This is a genomic window from Paenibacillus pasadenensis, assembly GCF_002864175.1.
In the GTDB taxonomy this organism is placed as follows: domain Bacteria; phylum Bacillota; class Bacilli; order Paenibacillales; family Paenibacillaceae; genus Paenibacillus_O; species Paenibacillus_O pasadenensis.
Genome location: NZ_NFEZ01000004.1, coordinates 2,120,921 through 2,144,717 on the forward strand (window position 1 = coordinate 2,120,921; position 23,797 = coordinate 2,144,717).

At 61.5% G+C, this 23,797-nt stretch carries 23 protein-coding genes and 1 tRNA gene; 14 read left to right on the forward strand and 10 right to left on the reverse strand.

All coding sequences use genetic code 11. The annotated features are described in order from the left end of the window. The first annotated feature begins 16 nt into the window (after positions 1-16). Positions 17-1,756 carry a cache domain-containing sensor histidine kinase gene (locus tag B8V81_RS18610; protein WP_028599529.1) on the forward strand — a complete coding sequence of 580 codons (1,740 nt, stop codon included), beginning with the start codon at positions 17-19 and terminating at the stop codon, positions 1,754-1,756. Positions 1,757-1,807: 51 nt separating this feature from the next. Here the strand turns inward: B8V81_RS18610 and B8V81_RS18615 are convergent, their stop codons facing one another. From B8V81_RS18615 to B8V81_RS18640, 6 genes are all read right to left on the reverse strand, one after another. Continuing rightward, positions 1,808-2,698 (reverse strand): carbohydrate ABC transporter permease, encoded by an 891-nt coding sequence (locus B8V81_RS18615; RefSeq protein ID WP_101808939.1) that lies wholly within the window; start codon positions 2,696-2,698, stop codon positions 1,808-1,810. Between the two features lie 12 nt (positions 2,699-2,710). Continuing rightward, positions 2,711-3,601, reverse strand: coding sequence for an ABC transporter permease (locus tag B8V81_RS18620; RefSeq protein WP_028599530.1), 891 nt, complete (start codon positions 3,599-3,601; stop codon positions 2,711-2,713). A 76-nt stretch (positions 3,602-3,677) separates the two neighbouring features. After that, positions 3,678-5,333, reverse strand: coding sequence for an extracellular solute-binding protein (locus tag B8V81_RS18625; protein ID WP_028599531.1), 1,656 nt, complete (start codon positions 5,331-5,333; stop codon positions 3,678-3,680). A gap of 322 nt (positions 5,334-5,655) precedes the next feature. Then, positions 5,656-6,969 (reverse strand): 6-phospho-beta-glucosidase, encoded by a 1,314-nt coding sequence (locus B8V81_RS18630; RefSeq protein WP_028599532.1) that lies wholly within the window; start codon positions 6,967-6,969, stop codon positions 5,656-5,658. 18 nt (positions 6,970-6,987) lie between these two features. Continuing rightward, positions 6,988-7,980, reverse strand: coding sequence for an N-acetylglucosamine kinase (locus B8V81_RS18635; protein ID WP_028599533.1), 993 nt, complete (start codon positions 7,978-7,980; stop codon positions 6,988-6,990). Next, entirely contained in the window at positions 7,977-8,990 is a 1,014-nt protein-coding gene (locus tag B8V81_RS18640; RefSeq protein WP_028599534.1) for a LacI family DNA-binding transcriptional regulator, read from the reverse strand. Before B8V81_RS18640 ends, B8V81_RS18635 begins: the two co-directional genes overlap by 4 nt. Before the next feature lie 351 nt (positions 8,991-9,341). On the opposite strand from B8V81_RS18640, the gene B8V81_RS18650 reads away from it, so the two are divergent. The 3 genes from B8V81_RS18650 to B8V81_RS18660 are packed head-to-tail and all read left to right on the forward strand — an operon-like array spanning position 9,342 to position 11,220. Next, positions 9,342-10,115: a GNAT family N-acetyltransferase gene (locus tag B8V81_RS18650; RefSeq protein ID WP_127464340.1), complete on the forward strand. Its 774-nt coding sequence runs from the start codon at positions 9,342-9,344 to the stop codon at positions 10,113-10,115. A gap of 23 nt (positions 10,116-10,138) precedes the next feature. Beyond that, on the forward strand, positions 10,139-10,456 hold the full coding sequence (locus B8V81_RS18655) for an antibiotic biosynthesis monooxygenase family protein (protein WP_028599537.1): 318 nt from the start codon (positions 10,139-10,141) through the stop codon (positions 10,454-10,456). Then, the gene (locus B8V81_RS18660; RefSeq protein ID WP_028599538.1) at positions 10,453-11,220 is read left to right on the forward strand and encodes a DUF3891 family protein; all 768 of its coding nucleotides are present in this window, start codon (positions 10,453-10,455) and stop codon (positions 11,218-11,220) included. Before B8V81_RS18655 ends, B8V81_RS18660 begins: the two co-directional genes overlap by 4 nt. 10 nt (positions 11,221-11,230) lie before the next feature. Here the strand turns inward: B8V81_RS18660 and B8V81_RS18665 are convergent, their stop codons facing one another. Beyond that, complete coding sequence (locus B8V81_RS18665; RefSeq protein ID WP_043111527.1) at positions 11,231-12,310, reverse strand: AI-2E family transporter; 1,080 nt, start codon at positions 12,308-12,310, stop codon at positions 11,231-11,233. 209 nt (positions 12,311-12,519) lie between these two features. Here B8V81_RS18665 and B8V81_RS18670 point away from each other — a divergent pair, with 209 nt between their 5' ends. From B8V81_RS18670 to B8V81_RS18685, 4 genes are all read left to right on the forward strand, one after another. Continuing rightward, positions 12,520-13,191, forward strand: coding sequence for a PspA/IM30 family protein (locus B8V81_RS18670; protein ID WP_028599540.1), 672 nt, complete (start codon positions 12,520-12,522; stop codon positions 13,189-13,191). A gap of 12 nt (positions 13,192-13,203) precedes the next feature. Next, complete coding sequence (locus B8V81_RS18675) at positions 13,204-13,710, forward strand: DUF4178 domain-containing protein (protein WP_028599541.1); 507 nt, start codon at positions 13,204-13,206, stop codon at positions 13,708-13,710. A 106-nt stretch (positions 13,711-13,816) separates the two neighbouring features. Then, complete coding sequence (locus tag B8V81_RS18680) at positions 13,817-14,542, forward strand: metallophosphoesterase family protein (RefSeq protein WP_028599542.1); 726 nt, start codon at positions 13,817-13,819, stop codon at positions 14,540-14,542. Positions 14,543-14,567: 25 nt separating this feature from the next. Next, on the forward strand, positions 14,568-15,278 hold the full coding sequence (locus B8V81_RS18685; protein ID WP_052333387.1) for an HAD family hydrolase: 711 nt from the start codon (positions 14,568-14,570) through the stop codon (positions 15,276-15,278). A 213-nt stretch (positions 15,279-15,491) separates the two neighbouring features. On the opposite strand, the gene B8V81_RS18690 is transcribed toward B8V81_RS18685, so the two are convergent. Further along, positions 15,492-16,661 carry a GGDEF domain-containing protein gene (locus B8V81_RS18690; protein ID WP_028599543.1) on the reverse strand — a complete coding sequence of 390 codons (1,170 nt, stop codon included), beginning with the start codon at positions 16,659-16,661 and terminating at the stop codon, positions 15,492-15,494. A 176-nt stretch (positions 16,662-16,837) separates the two neighbouring features. Here B8V81_RS18690 and B8V81_RS18695 point away from each other — a divergent pair, with 176 nt between their 5' ends. Further along, on the forward strand, positions 16,838-17,977 hold the full coding sequence (locus B8V81_RS18695) for a glycosyltransferase family 4 protein (protein ID WP_101808940.1): 1,140 nt from the start codon (positions 16,838-16,840) through the stop codon (positions 17,975-17,977). On the opposite strand, the gene B8V81_RS18700 is transcribed toward B8V81_RS18695, so the two are convergent. After that, positions 17,974-19,026, reverse strand: coding sequence for a YkvI family membrane protein (locus B8V81_RS18700; RefSeq protein WP_101808941.1), 1,053 nt, complete (start codon positions 19,024-19,026; stop codon positions 17,974-17,976). The two genes, B8V81_RS18695 and B8V81_RS18700, sit on opposite strands and share 4 nt — an antisense overlap. 150 nt (positions 19,027-19,176) lie before the next feature. Between B8V81_RS18700 and B8V81_RS18705 the strand changes: the two genes are divergently transcribed. From B8V81_RS18705 to B8V81_RS18725, 5 genes are all read left to right on the forward strand, one after another. Further along, a complete protein-coding gene (locus B8V81_RS18705) occupies positions 19,177-19,749 on the forward strand; it encodes a xanthine phosphoribosyltransferase (protein ID WP_028599546.1) in 573 nt (190 codons plus the stop codon). 83 nt (positions 19,750-19,832) lie between these two features. Next, positions 19,833-20,162 (forward strand): hypothetical protein, encoded by a 330-nt coding sequence (locus tag B8V81_RS18710; protein WP_028599547.1) that lies wholly within the window; start codon positions 19,833-19,835, stop codon positions 20,160-20,162. Between the two features lie 75 nt (positions 20,163-20,237). Further along, entirely contained in the window at positions 20,238-20,456 is a 219-nt protein-coding gene (locus tag B8V81_RS18715; RefSeq protein WP_101808942.1) for a hypothetical protein, read from the forward strand. 23 nt (positions 20,457-20,479) lie between these two features. Continuing rightward, the gene (locus B8V81_RS18720) at positions 20,480-20,854 is read left to right on the forward strand and encodes a TFIIB-type zinc ribbon-containing protein (RefSeq protein ID WP_146000530.1); all 375 of its coding nucleotides are present in this window, start codon (positions 20,480-20,482) and stop codon (positions 20,852-20,854) included. Positions 20,855-20,923: 69 nt separating this feature from the next. Next, positions 20,924-21,010, forward strand: a tRNA-Leu gene (locus B8V81_RS18725). A gap of 128 nt (positions 21,011-21,138) precedes the next feature. On the opposite strand, the gene B8V81_RS18730 is transcribed toward B8V81_RS18725, so the two are convergent. Continuing rightward, a complete protein-coding gene (locus B8V81_RS18730; protein ID WP_101808944.1) occupies positions 21,139-23,736 on the reverse strand; it encodes an S-layer homology domain-containing protein in 2,598 nt (865 codons plus the stop codon). Positions 23,737-23,797 lie beyond the last annotated feature (61 nt).

Here is a 23,797-nt window from a genome sequence, read left to right on the forward strand (position 1 = left end):
CCGATAGAGGTGCAGCATGCGGAGAAGCCGGCCTGTCTCGATCAAAACGAAAATCATCCTGATCTGCATGGTCGTCATCGTCTTGCCGATCACCGTCATGACGATCAGCTCCTACCGCTCCTCCGAGCGGCTGCTGGAGCGGAATTATAAGCGGATCATGGAGGACTTGGGCTATCAGACGAGCATTCGCATCGACGACTTCTTGAAAAAGATCGAAAAAATATCGCTGCTGGCCAGCACCGGGCTCAGCGGCAGCCAGTCTGCGACCGGAGTCGGAAGCGATCCGGTGCAGGATTTTTTGCGAGAGGGCGGCGAGCCGAACACGACGCTCGCTTACAACAATCTGATGACCTACATCATGATGGAGGATCGCGTTTTTTCGATCTACCTGTACAACTTGAACGGCGGGCCGGATCTGATCGTAAGCCCGAACAGCCCGGTCCATGAGGCGTACAACGTGGAGACCGAGCTGTGGTACAAAAAATTCATGCATGACAAGGAGCGGACGATCACGCTGACGACTCGCGTCGACGAGCAGATCGAAACGAAGCCGCTGGCCGTCTCCCATGCCCGGAAAATATACGATTCGTCATCGGGAGCGCTTCTTGGAGTCATCGTCGTAAGCATCGACATTAAATTCGTGGAAAATGTGAACCGCAATCTGCAAGATACGTTTCGTTCCAACTATATGATCGTGGACAGCGAGGACAAAATCGTCTACAGCCGGAACGAGTCGCTGATCGGCACCTTGTTCCGGGCGAACGTCCGTCCCGACGAAAAGAGAAATATCGTCGTGACCAATCGGCTGGGCCAAAAAGATTGGATGACGTATTTGTACATGCCGAAGGGCGAGCTGACGAATGAAGGAAGGCTGCTGGGGCGCAATCTGCTCCTGCTGGCGGGTCTCATGGTGCTGTTCGCGGCCATCGTGTCGAGCTTTCTTTCCTCCGTCATTGCCCGGCCGATGAAAAAGCTGATGAACAACATCGTGCTCGTGGAGAAGGGGCATTTCGAACGGGTGCAGCAGATCAACGCGCGGGACGAGTTCGGGCAGCTCTCCCAGCGGTTCAACAAGATGGCCGATGAGCTGAAAAGGCTCGTCGGAAAAATCCAGCAGGATGAGATCGAAAAAGCGAAGACGGAAATCCGGGCGCTTCACTCTCAGATCAATCCCCATTTTTTGTACAATACGCTCGGCTCGTTGAAATGGATCGCGGCGATGCAGCAGTCCGACAAGATCGTCGACATGACCGAAGCGCTGATCTCCATGCTCCGGTATGCCTCGCGGCTCGAAAGCCCGCTCGTGACGATCCGCGAGGAGCTCGACAATGTGGACAATTACATTACGATTCAAAACGTGCGCTATTATGATTCCATCCAGATCCGCCGGGAAATCGAAGAGCCTCTGCTGGATTACCGGATTCCGAAAATGATCCTGCAGCCGATCATTGAAAATGCGATCTTTCACGGCTTCGCGGAATTGGAGGAGGAAGGCTGCATCACCATCCGCATCTACTCGATCCAGGCCGATGTCGCCATCGAGATTCACGACAACGGAGCGGGGATGGAGGAGGAGACGGTGCGGTGCTTGCTGGAGAGCTGGAGAACCGGGACGGAGGCCGAAGCGCGGGGGATCGGGCTGTTCAACGTGCAGCGCCGCATCAAGCTTCATTTCGGCGAGCGTTACGGCATCGGAGTGGCAAGCAGCCCCGGGGAAGGGACGACGTTTACGTTCCTGCTTCCCGGTATTTCCTGAACGATCAAAAAACGGCGCTTCCTATGCGGAAGCGCCGTTTTTGCCCAGCGGTCAGCCTTTTACGCTGCCGAGAACGAGGCCTTTCGTGAAATATTTCTGCAGGAAAGGGTAGACGAGCAAAATCGGAATGGCGCCCAGGAACATCTGGGCAGCGCGGCCTGTCCTGGCATTCATCATCGACAGCAGCTTCGTGTAATCGGAGCCCGACTTGAGCATAAGCTGCTCGAAGCTCATCAATAACGTCTGCAAATAGCTCTGCAAAGGATAGTTGGCCGGGTTTTTCATATAGATGATGCCGTCGAACCATGAATTCCAATGGCCGACGATGCTGAACAGGCCGACCGTGGCCAGCGCGGGCTTCAGCAAGGGGAGCAGGACTCGGATCAAGATCTGCATCGGACTCGCCCCGTCGATGATGGCGGACTCTTCGATCTCTTCCGGCAAGCCGCGGATGAAGTTCATGAGGATGATCATGCTGAATACGGGGAGCGCCCCGGGCAGGATCAACGACCAGATCGAATCGATCAAGCCGGTTTTGACGACGATGAGGTAGGTGGGAATCAAGCCTCCGTTGAACAGCATCGTGACGATGAAGAAGGTCATGTACCAGTTGCGGCCCGCAAGCTTGCCCGATGACTTGGATAGCGGATAAGCCGTCAAGACGATGAGCAGGAGGTTGACGATCGTCCCCAGGACGACCCTTTGCACGGATACCCATAAAGAAGTGAGGAACTTTCCGCCGGTCATCGCGAACTCGTACGCTTTGGTCGTGAAGTCCACCGGCCAGAACACGACGTCTCCTGCCGACACGGCGGCGCTGCCGCTGAACGATACGGCCAGCAGGTTGACGAACGGCAAGATGCAAAGCAGCGATGTGGCGATCAAGATGACATAGTTGGCGGCTACAAACAAATATCTCCCGACGCTTCGGTCCTGAATCATCCGGATCCCCCCTTAGAAGATTCTATAGTTGGCGACTTTATAGGCAAGCACATAGGATACGCCGACGAGGATACAGGAAATGACCGACTTGAACAATCCGACTGCCGTGCTGATTGAATATTGGGCCTGCTGGATGCCGAGGCGGTAGACATACGTATCGATGATGTCGCCCGTCTGGTACACGACCGGCGAGTACAGATTGTAGATCTGATCAAAGCCGGCGTTCAGCACGTTTCCGAGCGACAGCACGGACATCAGCACGATCGTCGGCATAAGCAGCGGCAGCGTAATATAAATCGTCTGCTTCCAGCGTTTTGCGCCGTCGATGACGGCAGCCTCGTACAAGCCGGGATCGATGCCCGACAACGCCGCCAAATAAACGACCGTCCCAAAGCCGAAGCCTTTCCATATATCGCTCACGATCATCGTCCAGGGGAAGAGGGACGGATTGCCGAGGAAATTGACGGCGGGAATTCCGAGCAAGCTCAGAAAATGGTTGATGATGCCGTCGGAGCTGAGGATGTCGAGCAGGATGCCGGCCATGATGACCCACGACAGGAAGTTCGGAATATAAACGAGCGTCTGGAACGTCCGTTTGACGAGTCCGTGCGCCACCTCGTTCAGCAGCAGGGCGAAAACGACGGGGACGACGATGCCGCCGATGATTTTGAAGGCCGACATATAGAGCGTGTTCCATATCGTTCGGACGAAGTTAGGCTGCTGGAAGACATGATTGAAGTTGTCCCAACCGACCCACGGAGATTGGAAGCCGAGTCCGGGATTATACTTTTGAAACGCAATGACCAGGCCGTAAAAAGGAATGTAGCTGAAAATGAAGACGAGGATGAGGCTCGGAAGCAGCATGAGATGCAGCGCGCGCTGCTGCTTTAATTTCGTCAGCATGGATGGTCGCCTCGTTTCTTGACTTGGATAGGTGGAAAAGGGGCTGCGGAAATCCGCATCCCCTCTACAGAAAGAGTCACTTGTTTCCGTAAGCTTCGTTTACGGCCTGAGTAGCCGCATCTCCGCCTGCAGTCTTCCAATTTTGCACGACCGTATCGAAATAATCGATGCTTTCGGAGCCCATGATGATTTTGGTGAAGCCTTCCGTCAAAATATCATCGAGAGTCGTTCCGTACGCTGCAAGCGCCTCTGGAGTCGCTCCCCACAGCTCGGTCTTGATATAGTTGCCGCTGTCATAGATTTTTTTGGCCAGGCTGAACGCCGACTTCGGCGCTCCTTGCTGCAGGTAGTCGCCCACGGCGCTAGGAGTCGCATTCTCTTTGAATTCAATGCTGTTTTTATATTTCTGCCACATGCCCGAGGAGGTGAGGCCGCTGGAGTCGCCGGATTCCAGCGCTGCCGAAACGGCTTCGTACTGCTCGTAGTCGGAGGTCGGATTGAGCACCCGGAAGGCGCCTACGACATGCGCCATATCGTTGTCGAGCAGGCCGGACAGCGTTTCCTTCGACTCTTTTTCCAATCCTTCATCGACGATGTAGGCGTAATCGTTGAGCAGCTTGACGGCCGCTTCAGGATGCTTGAACGACTTTTTGGCGACGATATAGCTGCCGTTGGCAAAGGAGATGGATTGCTTCGCTTCCTCGCCGTTCGCCGTGCGCAGCAGGTAAGGATAGAAGATGGCTTCCTTGCCCAGATTCGTAATCGTATCGACGCCGGGATTGTAGCCCCACCATTGATAGTACGGCTGCAGGCCTACTTTGCCGGCGACGACGTCCGCGTTCATCGCGCTGAAGTCCTTGATGGCGAACTCCGGATCGATGATGCCTTGCTTGTACCATTCCGCCCATGCCTGGAGCGCGTCCTTCATTTCCGGCTGGATGGAGCCGTACACGATGGAGCCGCTGCTGTCCTTGATCCACATGTCGGGATGGGCGTTCCAGCTGACGGCAAGCACATTGAGGTAATCCAGCGTCTGGTCGACGGCCATGCCGTAGCCGCCGTGCTTTTCCATGAAGGCAAGCGCGATGTTCTTGATGTCTTCCGGGCTTTGCGGATCTTTAAGTCCCAGCTCTTCTTTCCAATCGTTGCGGATCCAGATGTAGTCGGATTGATCGATCAATCCCCAGTGCAGCTGCGGGATGCCGTACAGCTTGCCGTCCTTCATCCCCGATTCATAGCTGTCTGTATCCGCTTTCATGTAATCCTTCAAGCGGCTGGAAGCGTACTTGTCGAACACCTCCGTCAAGTCCATGATCATGTCGGCTTCAATGAGCTGCTGCAGCTGGGAGGCGTTGACCTTGAACACGTCGGGAAGGTCGTTGGAGGTGATCGCCAGGTTCAGCTTGGTGTCGTATTCATCGCTTACCCAATCCGTCACGACTTTGATGTTGTATTTTTCTTGGTAGCGCCGGATCCATACATTGTTGGTAATGTCGTCGCCCTGCGGATATTTGGCCGAAGGATATTCCGAAGTGACCGTATGGATCGTCACCGGCTCCTTGTAGGCGCTGAAGGCAGGGTCGGAAGGATTTGCTTCCAGAGCGTCCGCGGCCTCATTGCCGGTCGAAGCGCTGCCGGCGCCGTTGCTTGCGCTCGGAGCGTTGCTGCAAGCCGTCGGCAAAGCCAGCATCATGCAAAGAGACAACAACAGAGCGATTTTCTTCTTTGACATTCAATTTCCCCCCATACTGGTCTGACGGAACAATCCGCCAGTTCATTGTAAATCGGGGGAGAACGCAAGCCTATGAAGATAATTGTCCAATCGCATTTCCTTTTTTGCGGTATTTGGCTGGGGGTGAAGGCCGGGGAGGAAAAATTTGTCGACGGATGTTGCTTTTTTTGTCGGCTCGTCCGAGCCAACCGGGGGCAAGCAGGCTGCGGGTTGCGGGGAGCGGCTTTGCGGCGAAGCGGCGGCAAAGAAGCAAGGGGGAAGCGCAGCGGCAAGCATGGCGAGCATGGCTGCAGGCCGATGAAGGAGCCGCCGCGCTTTTTTTTCATTCCTGCGTGAAAAACTTCGGCAAATACGCCCGGTTCGCCTCCAGCATCTCGCCCAGCAGCGCCTGGGCGACGCGGACCGACGGCACGAGCGGATGATGCGCCAGCGCCTGCAGCGCGATGCTGCGGTCGCCGCTGACGGCGGCTTCGATCGCGAGCGACTCGTACGTCTTGACGGCCTGGATGAGGCCGACGCACGGGGCCGGCACGGCCGTCAGCTGCAGCGGGATCGGGCCGCCGCTCGTGACGACGCAGTTGACCTCGATGCAGGCGTCGTCCGGGAGGAAAGGCAGGATGCCGTTGTTCGGCACGTTCAGCGTCTGCACGTCTCCGGTGCCGCCATAGAGCGAGCGCATCAGGTTGACTGCCGCCTCGGAATAGTAGGCGCCGCCGCGCTGCTCCAGCTGCTTCGGCTTCTCCTTCAGCTCCGGATCCTGGTACAGCTCGAACAGCTCCTTCTCGACGCGCTTGACGACCTCGGCGCGGTTGCCGTCCTTCTCGAACGCGGCTTTCTGCTCGGCGAGCATCGTGTCGGTCATGTAGAAGTATTTGAGATAGTAGGAGGGCAGCGCGTTCAGGCCGGAGATGAACGCCGGATCCCAGTCGGAGCCGGAGACGTTTTTGGCGGAGAAGCTGTCCTCGCCCCGCACGAGCTCCGGCAGCCGGTCGACGCCGTCGACGGTGACGCGGCTGACCCAGTGCAGATGGTTCAGGCCGACGAACTCGGCGTAGACGCGGTCCGTCGTCGTGCCGTACTTGCCGGCGAGCCATTTGAGCAGGCCGATCGGCGCGTTGCAGAGGCCGATGCTTTTGACCTTGGAGTGCTTGCGGATCGCCTCGGTGACCATGCCGGCCGGGTTGGTGAAGTTGAGCAGCCATGCTTCCGGAGCGAGCTCCTCGATGTCGCGGCAGATGTCGAGCAGCACCGGAATCGTGCGCAGCGCCTTCATCATGCCGCCGGGGCCGGTCGTCTCCTGGCCGATCACGCCGTGCTTGAGCGGAATCGCCTCGTCCAGGCCGCGCGCTTCCAGCATGCCGACGCGCATCTGCGTGCTGACGAAGTCGGCTCCGGCGATCGCCGCTCGGCGGTCCGTCGTCAGATGCACTTCGATCGGCAGCCCGGAGCGGTCGACCATTCGTTTGGCGAGCTCGCCGACGATGTTCAGCTTCCATAGGCCGGGCTCGATGTCGACGAGCCACAGCTCGCGCACGGGCAGCGAGTCATAATAGCGGATGAAGCCTTCGACGAGCTCGGGGGTGTAGGACGATCCGCCGCCGATGACGGCGATCTTGAGGCCTTTTGTTTCGGTCATGGTCGATTCCTCTTTTCGTTAAAGTGGGGCGATCGGGATGTCGTCGAACTCGCGGTGCTGGCGCATCGATCGGTACATCTCCGGCGTGATGTCGATGCGGTCCGCCTCCAGCGCGCCCCAGAGGGCGCCGACGACCGGCTCGACATCGAGCTTGACGAGCGACGCTCCCGGAGCCGTCTGCCGCAGCATCGCGGCGATCGGGCCGCTGATCCAGCCGTGGTCGCCGCGAGTCAGCAGGCTGCCGGCAAGCACGACGTCGAACGGAAGCTTGCGCATGCCGAGCCGCTCGATGACCGCCTTGACGGACAGTGCGAGCTCCTCGCCCTGATGCGTCAGGATGCGGAGCGCCGCTTCGTCGCCCTCGGAGGCGGCGCGGAACAGCAGCCGCACGACGTCGGTCGGCACGCCGAGCGAGCGGTCGAGATAGTCGTGGAACATCGCTTCGACCGTCGGATAGCCGAGCATCTCCAGCAGCATCGGCGTCAGCTTCGTCGGGCCTTCGCGGCCGTCCCAGGAGCGGATGACGGTGCGGAAAACCTCGACGTTCAGCCCGCCGCCGCCGCCGAAGTCCCCGTACATGTAGCTGAAGCCGCCGCATTGGTACATGTCGCCGCTCGGACTCACGCCGGCGCAGTTGACGCCGGTGCCGCAGATGACAGAGACTCCGTACGGCCTGGCCGTGCCGGCCCGGAGGCCGATGATCGTGTCGCAGACGACCGTATAGCGCTCCGCGAAGCCGATGCTGCCGAGCAGCGGATGCAAAATGTCGAGGTCGGCCTGGCGGTCGGCTCCGGCGAGTCCGAAGTACGCGTGGGCGAGCGCGGAGCGCTCGACGCCTGCTTGCCGCAGCGCCTCGGAGACGGCGGCGTCGAGATTGCGCCGGGCGGAGTCGCGGCCGTTCTGATGGTTGCCGCCTGCGGCCATGCCTTTGCCGAGGATGCGTCCATCGGCATCGGAGACGAGAGCATGCGTCTTCGTGCCGCCGGCATCGACGCCGAGATAGAAGCTCATACGGAATTCTCCTTCCAAGCGGATAATGGCGGAGCGGTGCTCTCGCGCACGACGAGCTCCGGTCTCAGCACGACAGGAGGCGGCGCCTCGCGCCCCTCCATCTGGGCGAGCAGGCCGTCGACCGCGGAGCGCGCGATCTCCAGCACCGGCTGCGCCACGGTCGTCAGCTTCGGATGCAGCAGCGTCGCGAGGTTCTGGTCGTCGTAGCCGACGAGCGACAGGTCGCGGGGGATGGCCAGGCCTGCCTCCTGCAGCGCGTTGAGCACGCCGACGGCGATATAATCGTCGCCGCAGAACAGCGCCTCCGGCAGGCGGCCCTCCGCCAGCCAGCGCTTCGCCGCCTCATAGCCCGTGTCCATGGAATATGTCCCTTCCTCGATGAACACCGGCTCCAGGCCGTGCTCGGCCAGCGCCTTGAGGAAGCCGTTCTGCCGGTCGATCGTGCTCTTGTAGTTGCTGGGGCCGCTCAGATGGGCGATCGACGAATGGCCGAGCTCGACCAGATGCTTGCCGGCCGCGTAGCCGCCGGAGTAATGGCCGACCTGCACGGCCGACAAGTCGTAGGCGGGGTTCTGGTTGTCGATGATCGAGTACGGAATGCCCTTGCGCTCGAGATCGGGAATCAGCTCGTCCTCCCAGGTCGGCGACAGGATGATCATGCCGTCGACCCGGTCCCTTTCCATCAGGAAGCTGCTTCCGGGCTCCCGGCAGCTCGGCGATACGGACAGCGCGAGAAAATAGCCGTGTCCGGCGAGCTCGTCATGCACGCTCTTGACGATCGCGTCGAACACCGAGTCCTGAAGCGTCGACAGCAGCAGGCCGACGACGCCGGTCTTGCCCTTGGCGAGCGACTGCGCGGCCGAGTTCGGCCGGTACCCGAGCTCCTTCATCGCCTGCTGCACCTTGAGGCGGTTCTTCTCCCGCACGTTGCCGGAGCCGTTGAGCACGCGCGAGACGGTGACGACGGACAGGCCGGAGCGCTTGGCGACGTCGAAGATGCTTGGTTTCATGAAGCGCCTCCCTTCGTGAAGTTAAACCGCTTAAACTTTTGATGAAAAAAAAGAGAGCTTGCTCTTTTCGGATGTCGAGAAGGCTGGCAAAAGGAAGCGGCGTCAGCCTGCTTCAAAATTAAAGCCCTTTAACTTTCTCTCGATTATCTTAACGGATCAAGGCCGGTTTGGCAACGATGGCCCGAGAGTTTTCATCCAGCAAGCGGGAGATCGCGGTGCCGATCACGAATATTCAGCATGGAGCCGGAAGAAGAGCCGGATGAACGAGGAAACGGAGGCGGCCTATTGAACGCAAACGACATTTTGCTTGCCATGCACGCTTCGGCTGCCGAACTTGCGGAAGCGGAGTCCATGAAAGACCGGATGCAAGCGGTGCGGGAACGAGCGGGAAATCCGGAAGGCGTGGAGATCGTGGAGCAGGACGGCATGCTGCGCCTGTTCAGCCGCTCGATGCCGTGGCCGCAGTTCAATACGGTCAAAGGCGTTCACGAGGGCGTGCTGGAAAGGTTGGACGATTTGGAGCGCTATTATCGGGAGCGGGAGCGGCCTGTCAGGCTGGAGCTTAGTCCCCAGCGGATCACCTCTGCCTTGCTGCAGGAGCTCGGCCGCCGAGGCTATAGGACAGCGGCGCTCCATGCAGGCCTGTACCGGCTGTTCGCTCCGAAAGAAGCCGGCATCGAAGTCGAGCCGTCGTCGGGGAGCGGGCTGACGATACGGCAGGCGGGGCTTGCCGATGCTGAGGCCTATGCCCGCATCCACTGCCTGTCGACGGGGCTCGGAGAATCCGGCATACCGTCGGTGCGGGCGAACAACGAAGTGCTGATGGAGCGTCCCGGGTGGAGCTTCTGGATCGCGGAGCGGGATGGAGAGCCGGCCGCAGTCGGCGTCATGCGCATAAGCGGCGGAGCGGCGAACCTCAGCTTCGCAGCGACGCTGCCGGAGGAGCGCGGGCGAGGGCTGCAGCAGGCGCTGCTGCTTGCCCGCCTTGAAGCGGCCCGGGCAGCAGGATGCTTGATCGCCGTCAGCCAGTGCGAGCCCTATAGCATCAGCATGCGCAACATGCAGCGCTGCGGCATGAGGCTGGCGTTCATCCGCCCCCATCTCATGCTGCCGCATCATCCATAACGGATCGAAAAGAGGCGACGACCATGATTCTCGAGCATGCGCTGCTGTCCGTCATTCCCGGCAAGGAGGCCGACTTCGAGCGGGACTTCCGCACGGCTTCCGCCATCATCTCCTCCATGCGCGGCTATGTCCGCCATACGCTGTCCCGCTGCCTGGAGCAGCCTTCGCGCTACCTGCTGCTCGTCGAGTGGGAGACGCTGGAGGACCATACGCACGGCTTCCGCGAATCCGCCGACTATGGCCGCTGGAAGGCGCTGCTGCATCATTACTATGATCCGTTCCCTACGGTGGAGCACTACACGGAAGTGCCGCTGCCGGCAAAGGAGGCCGACCGACCATGATCATCCGGGACAGCGGAGACAGCTTCGTGCTGATCCGCCAGCACGACCATGCGGCCGTGTCCGCGCAGCTCGCGCAGGCGCTCGCGCCCGAGCTGCTGCCGGCGGACAAGCTTCGCGCCAGCGTCGTCTATGCGGCGGCGCATCATGACCGCGGCTGGATCGGGCTCGACGAGACGCCGATCTGGAACGATGCGGCCGGACGCCCCTACGCGTTCGAGGACTATCCGCTGCTGCCCAAGATCGCGTTCTACCGGCGCGGCATCGACGAGGTCGAAGCGGTCAGCCCCTATGCCGGCCTGCTGTGCAGCTTGTTTTATCATGCCTTTTTCGAGCATCTGGAAGGAGAGGCATGCGAAGAGTTCAAGCGGACCGAGGAGGTGCGCCAGCGCCGGCTCGCGATGAATCTGCGCGCCGATCCGGAGCGGACCCGCCTCGATCTGCTGCGGCTGCAGCTGCTCGACAGCCTGTCGCTGTATGTCTGCCTCAACGAGCCTGGCACAGCGGGGGAGCAGGAGCATCCCTGGTACAGGGAAGGCTTTTCCGCGGCCGACGGGCTGCTGCCGTCCGGCCGCCGGCTGCGGGCGTCCTGGACGGACAAGCAGCGCCTCCTCCTGTCGGAGAGGGCGCTGCAAGGCGAGACGAAGGTCGAGCTGAGGCTGAAGCGGGTACCGAAGGCGCACATCGCGGCGGACGGCCTCGACGAGGCTTATCGCGTCAGCCCGCTGGAGCGGGCGGAGCTGCTCTGGAGCGTTCCGCCGGCCTAGGCCGGACGGGTCAAGCGGTGCTGTCCGGCTGTGCTTTGCGCTCGAAATGCTCGGCGATCTGCAGGATGACGATTTTGAAGATCATGTAAACCGGGATCGAGATCATGATGCCGACGATGCCGCTCACCGCGCCGGCGATGAGGACGACGATGATCGTCGTCAGCGGATGGATGTCCATCGTCCTTCCGTAGACGAACGGCGAGATCAGGTTGCCCTCGAGCTGCTGGGCGACGAGGATGATCGCGAGCACCCAGATCGCCGTCGTGAACGAGTCCGTGAACGCGATGAGGATGCACGGGATCGAGCCGATGATCGACCCGATGTACGGGATCATGTTCATCGCGCCGACGAACAGCGCGAGCAGCAGCGAATAAGGCAGGTCGACGATCAGGAAGCCGATATAGGCGAACGCTCCGAGCGCGAGGCAGCAGACGACGCGGCCGATGACGAACTCGCTCAGCATCTTGTCGACGCTGCCGAAGATCTCGATCGCGTCGGCGCGGTACTTGGCGGGCGAGAAGCGGACGAAGGACGTATAGCCCTTGCGGTCTTCCTTGAGCATGTAGTAGAGCAGCACCGGCACCGTGCCGACGACGAGCGCGATCGTCGCGACGACGGAGACGGCGTTCTGCAGGTAGGTCGACAAATAGTTGATGCCTTGCTCGAGGTAGCCGGTCAGCTTGCTCGACAAGTCGATCTCGGCGAGGCTGAATCCGCCGAAGCTCTGCGTCTGCAAGTAGTTGATCTGCTCCTGCACCTCCTTGGCGAGGGCGGGCAGGTTCTCGACGAAGCCCTCGGCCTGGGACTGCAGCGTCGGCCAGACGAGCACGACGAGCATCGCCACGACGGCCGCCATGACGACGAACAGCACGAGCACGGCAAGCCATTTCGGCATGCGCCACTTGTGCAGCTGCGTGACGAGCGGGCGGAAAAGGTAATAGAAGAAAAACGAGACGACGAACGGAAGCAGCAGCATGTTGAACGCGAGCAGCACCGGGCGGTAAAGGAACTCGAGCCGGGAGAGCAGGTAGAGGATGACGAGGACGAGAATGATGCTGATGCAGGCTTGATAGAACTTTCCGATTTTCAAGCGGGACGACCTCCGTTCGGGCGACTGGATTCCTTTACTCCTTGTATACCCTTGCCCCGGAAGCATTAACCTTGGACCGTCCGGCCCGGCTGCCGTCCGGATTCGGAAACCTTCCGGCGGCTGCCGTCGTATAAGGGGAAAGCAAGAAACTAATTGACTGGCAAACTTTTCAGTACCGATTAATCGACCTTCCAAGGAGGAATTTATCCATGTCTCTGTTCAAACGCCTGCGCGATCTGACTCTATCCAACGTTTATGCCCTGATCGACAAAGCCGAGGATCCGGTCAAGATGACCGATCAATATATCCGCGACATGGCGAGCGATCTGGAAGAAGCCGAAAAGGCGGTCGCGGCCCAGATCGCCCTGGAGAAGAAGTTCAAGAAGCTGCTCGAGGAGCAGGAGGAGCTTCTTCAACGCCGCCTGCAGCAGGCCCATGCCGCCGCCGAGGCGGGCAATGTCGATCTGGCTCGCCGCGCGCTTGCGGAGAAGCAGAGCGCCGAAGCCAAGCGGGACGAATACCGCGCCGCGTTCGAGACGAACAAGGCTTCCGCGGATCTGCTCCGCGACAAGCTCGCGCAGATGCAAAAGCAGCTCGGCGAGCTTAAGAGCAAGCGCGAGTCGCTCGTCGCCCGGGCCCAGGCAGCCAAAGCGCAGGTCGAGATCAACCGTTCGATGAGCGGCTTCGGCTCCGATACGGCGATGGCCGGACTGAAGCGGATGGAAGACAAGGTGCTCGGCCTCGAATCGCAAGCGGAGGCGAGCAACGTCCTGAACGACCGGGCGAAGTCGCTCGACGAGGAGTTCGAGGCGCTCGGCCGCGACAAAAAAGTCGAGGATGAGCTGGCTGCCCTGCTGAACCAATACAAAAAACCGGAATAAGGCGGCGAAGGCATGAGCTTGTTCAAACGAGTGGCGAACCTCATGCGGCGTCCGGAGCCGGCGCCGGCCGAGAAAAGCATGCTGACGCTCGGCCCGGGCGACATCTGCGAGATCTCGCTGGAGACGTATGAGGTGATCGGCCAGACGAAGAATTTCCGGCGCAAGGAAACGTTCCTGACGCTGCAGGACGGCACCCGGCTCCGCTATCTCCATATCGAGGACCGCGAGCAGACCGAGTACAGCCTGTACGAGCCGATCGACGGACGGCTGGACTCGATCGAGGAGGTGCCGTCGACGATGGCGCTGGACGGCCGGGACTACTATTTGGAAGAGCAGCATTCTTCTCCGGTGACGTCGTCCGGCAGGGCCCCCCATCATCCGGCGGGCGAGCTGCATGTGTGGCAATACCAGTCCGACGACCGCAGGCTGCTGCGCATCGAATGGCAGGAGGGGCGGTTCATGCTCTACGAGGGAGAACGGATCCCGGCGGCGGATGTCCAGACGGTGCGCGGCCGCTGAACGATCCCGCGGCAAACGCGCTTGCGCAAATAATCGGCCGGGAGGAATCATTCCTCCCGGCCTGCCGTACATAAGCTACTATGAACCGCTTTCAAGGAGGGACTGCATGGAGCGGATCGCGATCCTATCTGATGTACACGGCAATATGCCGGCGCTGGAGGCGGTGCTCGCGGACATCCGGGCCAGAGGCATCTCGCGGATCGTCTGCCTGGGCGATCTGGCGGGAAAGGGACCGGAGCCGGCGGAGGCCGTCGATGAGGTGCGAAGCAGCTGCGAGACGGTCATCCGCGGCAACTGGGATGAATTCCTCGGCTTGCCGACGGACGACGAGACGCTCCGTTGGCATCAGGAGCGTCTCGGGCCGGAGCGGCTCCGCTATTTGCGGGAGCTGCCGTTCTGCGCGGAGCTTCGCCTCGGCGGGCGGCTCATCCGCCTCGTCCATGCTTCTCCGCAGAGCGTGTATCGCCGCGTCCAGCCTTGGGACTCCCCGGAGGACAGGGCGTCCATGTTCGATCCGCCGGACGGCTGCAGCGGCCGCCCCGATGCGCTGGGCTATGGAGACATCCACCAAGCCTATGCCCAATATGTGGACGGCAGGCTGCTGTTCAACTGCGGCAGCGTCGGCAACCCGCTCGATCTGCCGCAAGCCTCCTACGCGATCGTGGAAGGGGAGCCGGATGCGGCGGCCATGGCGCCTTTCGCGCTGCAGCTGATCCGGGTGCCCTACGATATCGGCGAGGCGGTCGCCCGCGCCGAGCGGCTCGCCATGCCGCAGCTGGAGCCGTATTGTCGGGAGCTCGTGACGGGACGCTATCGGGGCTTGCAAGCGTGAGCGATCGGCAAAAAGGAGGAGAGCGATGATACGAGCGATCCTGTTCGACCTGGACAATACGCTGCTCGACCGTACGGCAGGCTTCCACGAGTTCGCCTGCCGCTTCGCCGAGCGGTATGCCGCCGTGCCGGAGAGCGGGCGCGCAGGCTGGACGCGGCGGCTGATCGAGCTGGACGAGGACGGCTACAAGCCGAAGCACGACCTGTTTCGGGAGCTGCCGGAGCTTCTTCCTTGCACATGCTCCGACCCTGCGGAGCTCATGGCCTTTTATGAGCGGGAATACGTCGCCGCCGCGCGGGCGATGAGCGGCGCGGCGCAGCTGCTCGCGTCGCTGCGTCCGTATTATCGCCTCGGCATCGTCTCGAACGGCAAGGACGCGATTCAGCGCGGCAAGCTGGAGCGGACCGGGCTCGCGCGCTGGTTCGAATCGATCCTCGTCTCCGAGTCGGCCGGCTGCCGCAAGCCGCAGCGCGAGATCTTCGCCATGGGGCTGCGCGAGCTTGGCGTACAGCCCGAGCAGGCCCTTTTTGTCGGCGACCATCCCGTCAACGACATCCAGGGCGCCTACTTCAGCGGCATGAAGACCGTCTGGCTGCGGAGCAGCCAGGCCTGGCCGGACGAGGCGGCGGCGCTGCCGGACGCGGTCATCTCCGAGCTCGCGCAGCTGCCGGCGGCGATCCGGCTCGTGTCGGGGCAGACGGCCGCAGCCGACTGGCGGCTCAGCAGCGGCGCCTGACCCCGGCAGCCGGGGCGGCCGCAGCTGCCCCGCGCCATGCGCCTGGAGCCGGTCGCGCCAAGAAAGGGCAGTCAAGAAAAGGCATCCGCCGTCCTAGGGCGTGTTGCATCCTTCGAAGGAAGCCGAATATTGCCGAATTTTTGATCCCTGCGTGACGAAGCAGGGGGCAAAAAGGCGGTGATAGACGCAACTGAGCGGGGGTGCAAACACGCCCTAAACGGGGGATGCTTTTTTGCCCCTCGCGGCGCGAGCGGGCTCGTTCACGACGGTGACGCGGTTTTTGCCGGTCGTCTTGGAGCGGTACATCGCTTCGTCGGCCTCGCGCACGATCTGGTCGACGCTGATGCCGGGCCGGGAGTAGCTGACGCCTATGCTGACGGTGACGATCGTCTCTTGCTCGATCCGCCGGCGCAGCGTCTCGGCGAGCTCGGCGGCCTTCTCCCTGGAGCCGACGACCAGCAGCAGCTCCTCGCCGCCGTAGCGTCCGGCCGAGCCGATGCCCTGCACGAGCTCCCGCATCATCTCCGAGATCTGCTTGAGCACGCCGTCGGCCCGGTGATGGCCTTGCGTGTCGTTCAGCTTCTTGAAGTTGTCGATGTCGCAAAAGACGACGGCGATTCCTTTGCCGCGGCGGAGCAGCAGCTCCGCCTTTTGCTGGAAATGGCGGCGGTTGTACAGTCCGGTCAGCCCGTCGGTGATGGAGGAGCGGTAGGTCGTGAGCAGCCGCTCGAGCACCCATTCGAACAGCAGCAGGAACAGCAGCGTGAAGTAGACGACGGGCAGCATCCGCGAAAGCACGAGCAGCACCGGCATGCCGCCCTGGAAGACGTAGCGGTCGGTGACGAGCGCCAGGTCGGCCGTAAAGTAGACGATCAAGCTGGCGGAATACTTCGTGCGCAGCTCGACCCCCCGCGTATCGAGCAGGATGAGGAAATTGATGATGATGCCGTAGAAGTCGAGCAGCACGAGCGGCACCGCACGGCCGTCGGCAGCGTCGAGCAGGCCCGGATTCATGGCCAGCTCCGCTCCGGCGATCGCGAAGGCGAGGGCGGCCATGACGACGAACGGAGCTCCGCGCAGCTTCGCGCCGGGATGGCTATATAATTTCATGAAGACAAAGTTTATAATGATGAAAGAAAAGATTCCGAGCAGGCGCGTCGCCAGCTGGAGCAAGGGAAGGGCATCGCCCTGGTCCAGCCCGGCGAGCAGCATCCCCTGCCGGATCATGAGCAGCGGCAGGATGAGGATCAGCAGCCGGTAGACGTGATGGCGGCGATAGCTTCGATACAGCTTCACGCCCATGAAGATCATCAGCGCAAGCACGGTCAGCGTGCAGGCGGATGCGAATAGTTGAATCGAAGCAGCCTGAGGCCAATTGGTCATGGAACATGCACTCCGCCTTTGTCAGCATCGGTCCGGCTCCGCGTTTCGCAGCGGCGGCCGGGCAGCGGAAGCGATTCGCTTGCCGCCTTTTCACGGTATCGGCTGTTCCCCGTCCAACCATTAGAGGGAACGTCCGTTCCATTCTATCATGGCCAAGCTGGAAGGAGAGCGATCAGATGGAAATTTTGCAGGCTTTGTTCTTTCCTCCCGAGCAGCCCGGAGGCGTGTCCTCCATGGTCCCTTATATGCAGGATCGGTTCAACAAGGTCGGCTGGCCGACCGACCTGTTCTCCCTGCCGAAGCGGATCCGCGGCAAGGGAACCGAGGAAGTGCGGCTGCATACGTTCGATCCGGAGCCGTATCGGGACAATCCGATCGCGGCCAAGTATCTTCAGACGCTGAGCGACTACCTGTGGTGGACCAAAATGCGCATCAAGCGCAACTACGACCTGATCCACGCGCATCATCCCGTCGCCGCGCTCGTCATGAAGCAGGTCTTTCCCGACACGCCGCTCGTCGTCACGATCCACTCGAGCTACGAGCGCGAGCTCATCCTGAACGGCAAGATCGAGGAGGGCGGGCCGGAGCACCGGTTCCTCGCCTCCATCTATCGCGAGCTCGAGCATGCCGCCGACCGGCTGCTGACCGTATCGGATTCGTTCCGCCGGTACATGGCTCCGTACGTCGACGACGCGGAGGCGATCGGCGTCATCGCCAACGGCTTCGACGAGCGGCGCTTCAAGCCGATCAGCCATGAGAACGAGGTGACGCAGCTCATCACGGTATGCCGCCTCGTGCCCGCCAAAGGAATCGACATCCTGCTGCGGGCTTGCGCCGAGCTCAAGGACAAAGGCCATCCGTTCGTCCTCCACATCATCGGCGACGGCCCGATCCGCAAGGAGCTCGAGACGCTTGCGACCGAGCTCGGCTTGTACGACGACATCATTTTTTACGGCTACATGCTGCATCCGGAGGAATTCATGCCGTTCTTCGACGTGTTCGTGCTGCCATCGCGGGCGGAGGCGTTCGGCAGCGTTTTCGCCGAGGCGGCGCTCTGCTGGCTCGCGCTCGTCGGCACCGACGTCGGCGGCATCGGCGAGCAGATCGAGGAGGGCGTGAACGGGCTGCTCGTGCCGCCAGACGATGCGGCGGCGCTGGCCGCGGCGCTGGAGCGGCTCATCACGGACCAGACGTTCCGTTATCAGCTTGCCCGCGCCGCCTGGGACAAAGCCAAAAAAGCCTACTCGCTGACGAGGGTCATCTCGCAGCTGAAGCAGGTCTATCTGGAAGCGGCGCCTGGAGCGGCGGAGAGCTAATCGCTCTCCGGCCGCTTTCGCGTCTTCTTGAGCATCATGAGCGCCAGCCAGCCGAGGCTGAACAGGCCGAAGATCGGATAGAGCGTCTTGACGAGCGGGCCGAAGCCGATCTGGCTGAGCAGGTAGCAGAGGACGAGGATGATCAGCAGCAGCACGTTCGGTGAAACCGCCACGCGCTGCTGCAGCTGCAGGGCCAGGCCGTAGATGTCGGCGATGAGCGTCGTGAAGATCTCGGAGAAGATGAGCAGGATATAGACGAACTGGATGCCGTAGCCGAGCTGGCGCGCGATGCCGCCCATCGGGATCTCGTACTGCTGGACGCCCGGCATATGCGACGACAGCGCGATATGGCCGGCGAGCAGCATGAAGCCGATGCCGATGCCGCCGAACAGCGAGCCGAGCCGGATCGCCTTGCGGTCCGTGATCCCGGCGCCGAGCGGGACGAGCACCGCCTGAGCCATCGCGAGGTTGAACGCGGTGTACAGCAGCGGGGCGGTCCACACCCGCAGCGCCGAGTCGTCCGTCGTCAGCTGCAGCCAGCGGCCGCCGCTCGGCGAGGTGAACGTGTCGTACAGCACGATCGCCGTGAACAGCAACATGAACGGCACGACGATGCTGTTGATCGTCAGGATGGCGTTCATGCCGCGACGCAGCATGAGATAGCAGGCGATGAGCGTCACGACGAGTCCGATCTGGTAGGGCAGGTTCCAGTTCTCATAAAAGATCGTTCCCGCTCCCGCCAGCATGACGGCGTTCACGCCGAGCAGGACGACGAGCATGAAATAGCTGACGAGCTGGCCGACGGCCGGTCCGAACAGCGCCTTGTTGAGATCCTCGTAAGACTTGGCTCCGATCTCGCCGGCGAGCAGCATCATCTTGCCTCCGAGCCAGATGAACATGGCGGTCGCGAGCACGATCGTCAGCACGGCCCAGTGGCCGTAGCGGGTGAAGAATTGGAGGATCTCCTGGCCCGTGGCGAATCCGGCACCGACGACGGTGCCCATATACGTGAATCCGATCTGCAGCACGCGCAAGACGCGTCCCCGCATGGCTTCGCCTCCGTTCTCGCATGGATTGTCCTTACATCCTATGTGCGGCGGCGGACAGGCATGACAGGGAGCGGCTGGGCGAGGTTGCAGGAACGGCCGGGCTATGATAATTTAACGGAAAGAATTCCCCAAGGAAGGGACCAAGCCGATATGGAAATGCTGAAAAACCGAATCCTTCAGGACGCGTCGATCTTGTCTGCCGATGTAGTCAAGCTGGACGCCATCCTCAACCATCAGGTCGATCCGGCGCTGACGATGGAGATGGGGCGCGAGTTCGCTCGCCTGTTCCGGGAAGCGGGGGCGACCAAGGTCATCACCGTCGAATCGTCCGGCATCCCGGTCGCCTTCGCCACGGCGCTGGAGCTGAACGTGCCGCTGCTGTTCGCTCGGCGCAAGAAGACGCTGATCGCCGATCCCGATCATTACTCGGAGCGGGTGCCGTCGTTCACCAAGGGCATCGTGACCGATCTGATGGTGTCCAAGTCGCTGCTGTCTCCGGAGGACCGGCTGCTGTTCATCGACGACATCATCGCCAACGGCGACGCCGCGCGCGGTCTCGTGCGCATCATCGAGCGCTCGGGAGCCGAGCTCGTCGGATTCGGCGTCGTCATCGAGAAGTGCTTCCAGGCCGGCGCCAGCACGCTGCGCGAGCAAGGCATCCGCGTCGAGCCGCTCGTCCGCATCCGCTCGCTCGAGGGCGGATCGATCGTCTTCGAGGAATAGCCGTCAAAATCTTCCCTTTTCCCTGCCCGGCATATCGCCTATAATGGGTAAAGAAGATTTCTTACATGGGGAGGCACAAGGCGATGGAAAACGTAGATCCCGGTTTCTTTGAAGCCAAGCTGTCCGCTGCCAAAATTCATTTCGAGCGCGCGCTCGATTGCAAGCATACCGAATTCGACGATCTGTATCCGTACATGATCGAGCATCCGCAATTTTTCTGGTACAAACGGTACGTCGCCTGGTCCGAGCTGCTGACGATCGTCAAGCTGAGCGAGGAGCTCGGGCTGGAGTGGAAGGGCCAGTTCACCGACAAGCAGGCCGATTATATTTCCAAGCGGGTCATGAGCTCGCGCGTGCTGGACGAGTGGTACGAGACGAACGATACCAAGGAGCATGTCGGCAACGCAGAATAGAGCGGCTTCAGCCCCGGTGCTTCCGGGGCTTTTTGATGCGGCGGCGTTTCAGCAGCAGGAGAGGAGGGTAATAAGATGAATCTTGCCAGCGACGATCTGCTGAACGGATTCCGGCTGACCGGAGAGAAGGTCCGGGTCATCCGGGATGAAATGGAGCAGAACGACGTGCTCGGAATCGTCGTCGCCTGGGATGACGACAGCGTCATGATCCGCAAGGCGAACCGGCGGGTCGTCCAGCTCAGCCGGGGCTATACGTACGAATCCGCAGCAGCTCCGCGTTCCGCATCGTCCTGAACGACGAAGGAGGAGAGCGCGAGATGTTTTGTCCAAACGATCATATGGTGATGAACGGGTCCGAGGTCGATGGCGTGACGGTGTTCCGCTGCCCTGTATGCGGCAATGTCCGCCTCGCAGGCCCGGATGGCGAGCGGCTGTATGGCGGCGTGGAAGTCACGCCATACTATTCCGGTCCGGTCGAGGAGCGACATCTGAGCGAGACGCCTTATGGAGCCCATGAGCTGGCGTCCGAGGAAGCCGAAGGAGCGCGCGACGACGGCATTCCGCTTTACGGAGCGCCGGAGGAGGAAGCAGGCGGCTTCGCGCTTGCCGGCGGACCTTACGGTTATGTGCCTGCCGACGAAAAACGGCCGGAGACGCCGTCCCCGCCTTACGGAATGCCGCCCGCGCCATGAGCTTTTCAAGCCTTCGACATAAAGGTTGACAAGCATCCGGGCCGTGTGATATTTTATTAAAAGTGTCACGCGGTCATGGCGGAATTGGCAGACGCGCTAGATTCAGGTTCTAGTGTCAGCAATGACGTGGAGGTTCAAGTCCTCTTGACCGCACCACTCTTATCTACAACAGGCTTCTGTTCTGCGAATTCTCGCAGATCAGAGCTTTTTTTTATTTTCAGAACCAGAATGAAGAACCGGGGCTCGTGCAGCATGAGCCCCGGTTCTTTGCGTTTCCCTTGCGTTTACATGGCGTCGATCATAGCCTTGATCGTAAGGTCGCTCTCCAAGGCGCGAAGGAGGATCGTCAGCGCTTCGGCGCGGCTGCTGCTGTCGTCCGGCGCGAAGCGGGAGGAAGAGATCCCTTGGACGAGGCTGGCCGAGGACGCCAGACGGATTGCCTCCGCCGCCCAATGGTCGCCGCGTACGTCTGCAAAGCCGGCAGCGGAGCCTTTCGCCAGCGTATTGAGGTTCAAGATCTGCGAGATTATTTTCACCAGCTCGGCGCGGGTGAGCGGATCGTTCGGTCTGAAGCTGCCATCCGCGTATCCGGCGATGATTCCTTTGTCCGCCAAAGCGCCGATGGAGCCGGCAGCCCAGCTGGATGCGGCATCGGCATAGACGTTCGAAGCCGGGCTTGGCGCCAGCCCGAACGCGCGGGCGATCATGGCGGCGAATTCGGCCCGGGTGACAGGCGCATTCGGCCGGAACGTCCCGTCCGCGTAACCGCCCGCGATACGAAGTTTTGCCGCTTTGGCGATGGTGCCGCTTGCCCAGTGCTTGCCGACGTCGCGGAACGAGCGGCTCTCGTTGCCCGCAGCGGCAATCGCGTCGCGGACCGTTTGCACGACGGCTTCGCGGCTGACTACGTTCGAATGGAACGGATCGATGCCGGCGTCCGGCTCCTGGTTCGGTTCCGGAGCGCTGCTGCCGCCAGAATCCGTATCGTCCGTCCCGGCGGAAGGATCAGTTGTTCCCGTATCCGGCGCAGTCGTGCCAGGCGTGGTGCCAGGCGTGGTGCCAGGCGTCGTGCCATTGTCGATGGACAGCGCGATCCGGTCGGACTGGTAATCAAGCTGGGCCGTATAGCCGCTTGGCAATCCGTTGATCTCCACGGAGGAAAACTGCCCGATGCGCTTGTCCTTGCCATGGCGGATCAGAGTAAGAGAGCCTGCTTCCGGCACGTAGTCTTTCGCGAAGCTCACGACGAGCTTGCCGTCCGCGTCGATCGCGCCGTCGACATCGAGCATGTCGCCGAAGCTCGCTACGTTCAGCTCCAACGTGCCTTTGGAAGCTTGAGCGAAGTCGCCTCCGATCGCTACTCTTCCCGTTGCGCTCTCTGCGAGCGTGCCGCCGTTGTTCGCAACCGCGCCGCTGCCGAAGGCCGTCTCCGAGGCGCCTTCCAGCGTGCCGGCATTCAGTTCGGTGCCGCCGGAATAGGTGTTGCTACCGCTGAGCTTCAGGGTGCCCGTGCCTTCCTTCGTCAGCTTTCCGGGTCCGGAGATATTGTTCCTCCAGCTGTCGGAGGCATGGAATCCGCCCTGGCTTGCATTCATCTCGACCGTAACGTCGCCGCTAAAGGCGCCATAGCCGTCCGCCGCAGCGAACAGGTTGAGCCGTCCCCAGCCTTCCGGATCGTCCAGCAGCGGGTAGCCGGAGGAGAGGCCTGTCGTCGCGAGAACGGCACGGCGCTGGTCGCCGCTCAAGTAAGGCAGGCGGGTCTCCAGCAGAACCTCGGCGCCCTTCGGAACGACCATGGCCTCCGTAGTGGAAGCGATCGGCGTGAAGCCGTAGGTGAGCCGCTGGGTGAACTGCGCCTTATTTTTGGCGTAATCGCTGAAGCGGTCTTCAGCTGTGCCGTTCTCCTTCAGCAGGATAGCGTGAGCTTGATCGTACGCGGCCTGCTTCAGCGCAGCGTTGTCCGGATCGGCCAAGGCAGCGGCCGCCAGAGCTGTTGCCGTGACGCGCCCGCCCATGACGTCGAGCGGAGAGTGCATGCCGGCGACGATGCGATTGTTGCCCATCTCGGAAGCGCGGGTCAGCAGCTCCTGGAACCGCTCCGGCACGGCATAAGCGAGCGACAGCGCGGCGAGGTACGATGCGTTCGTGTGGCCGCTCGGGAAGCCGCCGTCCGTAGCCGGCGTTGAGCTGATCGCAGGAACAAGCGTCGGCACGATGATGGACGTGTCGTCCAGCCAGCGGTAGGGACGCATGTAAGCGAAGTTATTTTTGGCCGGGGTAGTCGAGGCGTAGTTGCCTCTCACCGTTCCGATGAGATCGACCATCTTGCCGAGCTCGGAATCGGAGTCGCCCCCCTTGTTCGCGCCGTTGCCGTCGTTGTACTTCACCGATGCAGCGTCTTCCGGAATGCTCGTGATCGTGGTGAACGTGTTCGTGTTCTGACGGTAGACGTCAGCCAGCGAGCCGAGGCCGTCGATGGCGCCGTAGGTTTGGTTGCGCCGGTCATCGTAATATGCCGCTGCTTCCTCTGCATCCGTGCGGCTGGCCGCGATGTCGGCAACATATTGAATGTTGGCGTCGAGAACGCCGGCGTTGAGCTTCGTGCCGTTGTTCCAGGACGTCCCCGGCGTCCACAGATCCAGAAACCTGGACAGCGTGCCCAGCACCGGGTTGGATTCCAATGTCATGTTGGCGGTCGTGTTGTTCTTGTAGCCGTCGACGAAGTATCCCCATGCCGGAGCGGGGGGCAGAGCAGCGGGCAGAGCTGCGGATGGATCGTCGGAAGCCGCGAGCGCGATCGTTCCGCCTGCGAAATTCGAAAGCAGCAGCGCGCCCATCATGGCCGATACGAGCCGGTTCTTTGGTTTTGCCTTTGTCTTCACAATGAGTCTACTCCTATCATGATTAATCTCGACCCTCGGGGGATCGGAACCGGACTCAATG

Bases quoted from the DNA above. Each gene is read 5' to 3' on its own strand.
- B8V81_RS18610 (WP_028599529.1), top strand. From the start codon at position 17: ATGCGGAGAAGCCGGCCTGTCTCGATCAAAACGAAAATCATCCTGATC.
- B8V81_RS18615 (WP_101808939.1), bottom strand. From the start codon at position 2,698: ATGATTCAGGACCGAAGCGTCGGGAGATATTTGTTTGTAGCCGCCAAC.
- B8V81_RS18620 (WP_028599530.1), bottom strand. From the start codon at position 3,601: ATGCTGACGAAATTAAAGCAGCAGCGCGCGCTGCATCTCATGCTGCTT.
- B8V81_RS18625 (WP_028599531.1), bottom strand. From the start codon at position 5,333: ATGTCAAAGAAGAAAATCGCTCTGTTGTTGTCTCTTTGCATGATGCTG.
- B8V81_RS18630 (WP_028599532.1), bottom strand. From the start codon at position 6,969: ATGACCGAAACAAAAGGCCTCAAGATCGCCGTCATCGGCGGCGGATCG.
- B8V81_RS18635 (WP_028599533.1), bottom strand. From the start codon at position 7,980: ATGAGCTTCTATCTCGGCGTCGATGCCGGCGGCACGAAGACGCATGCT.
- B8V81_RS18640 (WP_028599534.1), bottom strand. From the start codon at position 8,990: ATGAAACCAAGCATCTTCGACGTCGCCAAGCGCTCCGGCCTGTCCGTC.
- B8V81_RS18650 (WP_127464340.1), top strand. From the start codon at position 9,342: ATGAAAGACCGGATGCAAGCGGTGCGGGAACGAGCGGGAAATCCGGAA.
- B8V81_RS18655 (WP_028599537.1), top strand. From the start codon at position 10,139: ATGATTCTCGAGCATGCGCTGCTGTCCGTCATTCCCGGCAAGGAGGCC.
- B8V81_RS18660 (WP_028599538.1), top strand. From the start codon at position 10,453: ATGATCATCCGGGACAGCGGAGACAGCTTCGTGCTGATCCGCCAGCAC.
- B8V81_RS18670 (WP_028599540.1), top strand. From the start codon at position 12,520: ATGTCTCTGTTCAAACGCCTGCGCGATCTGACTCTATCCAACGTTTAT.
- B8V81_RS18675 (WP_028599541.1), top strand. From the start codon at position 13,204: ATGAGCTTGTTCAAACGAGTGGCGAACCTCATGCGGCGTCCGGAGCCG.
- B8V81_RS18680 (WP_028599542.1), top strand. From the start codon at position 13,817: ATGGAGCGGATCGCGATCCTATCTGATGTACACGGCAATATGCCGGCG.
- B8V81_RS18685 (WP_052333387.1), top strand. From the start codon at position 14,568: ATGATACGAGCGATCCTGTTCGACCTGGACAATACGCTGCTCGACCGT.
- B8V81_RS18690 (WP_028599543.1), bottom strand. From the start codon at position 16,661: ATGACCAATTGGCCTCAGGCTGCTTCGATTCAACTATTCGCATCCGCC.
- B8V81_RS18695 (WP_101808940.1), top strand. From the start codon at position 16,838: ATGGAAATTTTGCAGGCTTTGTTCTTTCCTCCCGAGCAGCCCGGAGGC.
- B8V81_RS18700 (WP_101808941.1), bottom strand. From the start codon at position 19,026: ATGCGGGGACGCGTCTTGCGCGTGCTGCAGATCGGATTCACGTATATG.
- B8V81_RS18705 (WP_028599546.1), top strand. From the start codon at position 19,177: ATGGAAATGCTGAAAAACCGAATCCTTCAGGACGCGTCGATCTTGTCT.
- B8V81_RS18710 (WP_028599547.1), top strand. From the start codon at position 19,833: ATGGAAAACGTAGATCCCGGTTTCTTTGAAGCCAAGCTGTCCGCTGCC.
- B8V81_RS18715 (WP_101808942.1), top strand. From the start codon at position 20,238: ATGAATCTTGCCAGCGACGATCTGCTGAACGGATTCCGGCTGACCGGA.
- B8V81_RS18720 (WP_146000530.1), top strand. From the start codon at position 20,480: ATGTTTTGTCCAAACGATCATATGGTGATGAACGGGTCCGAGGTCGAT.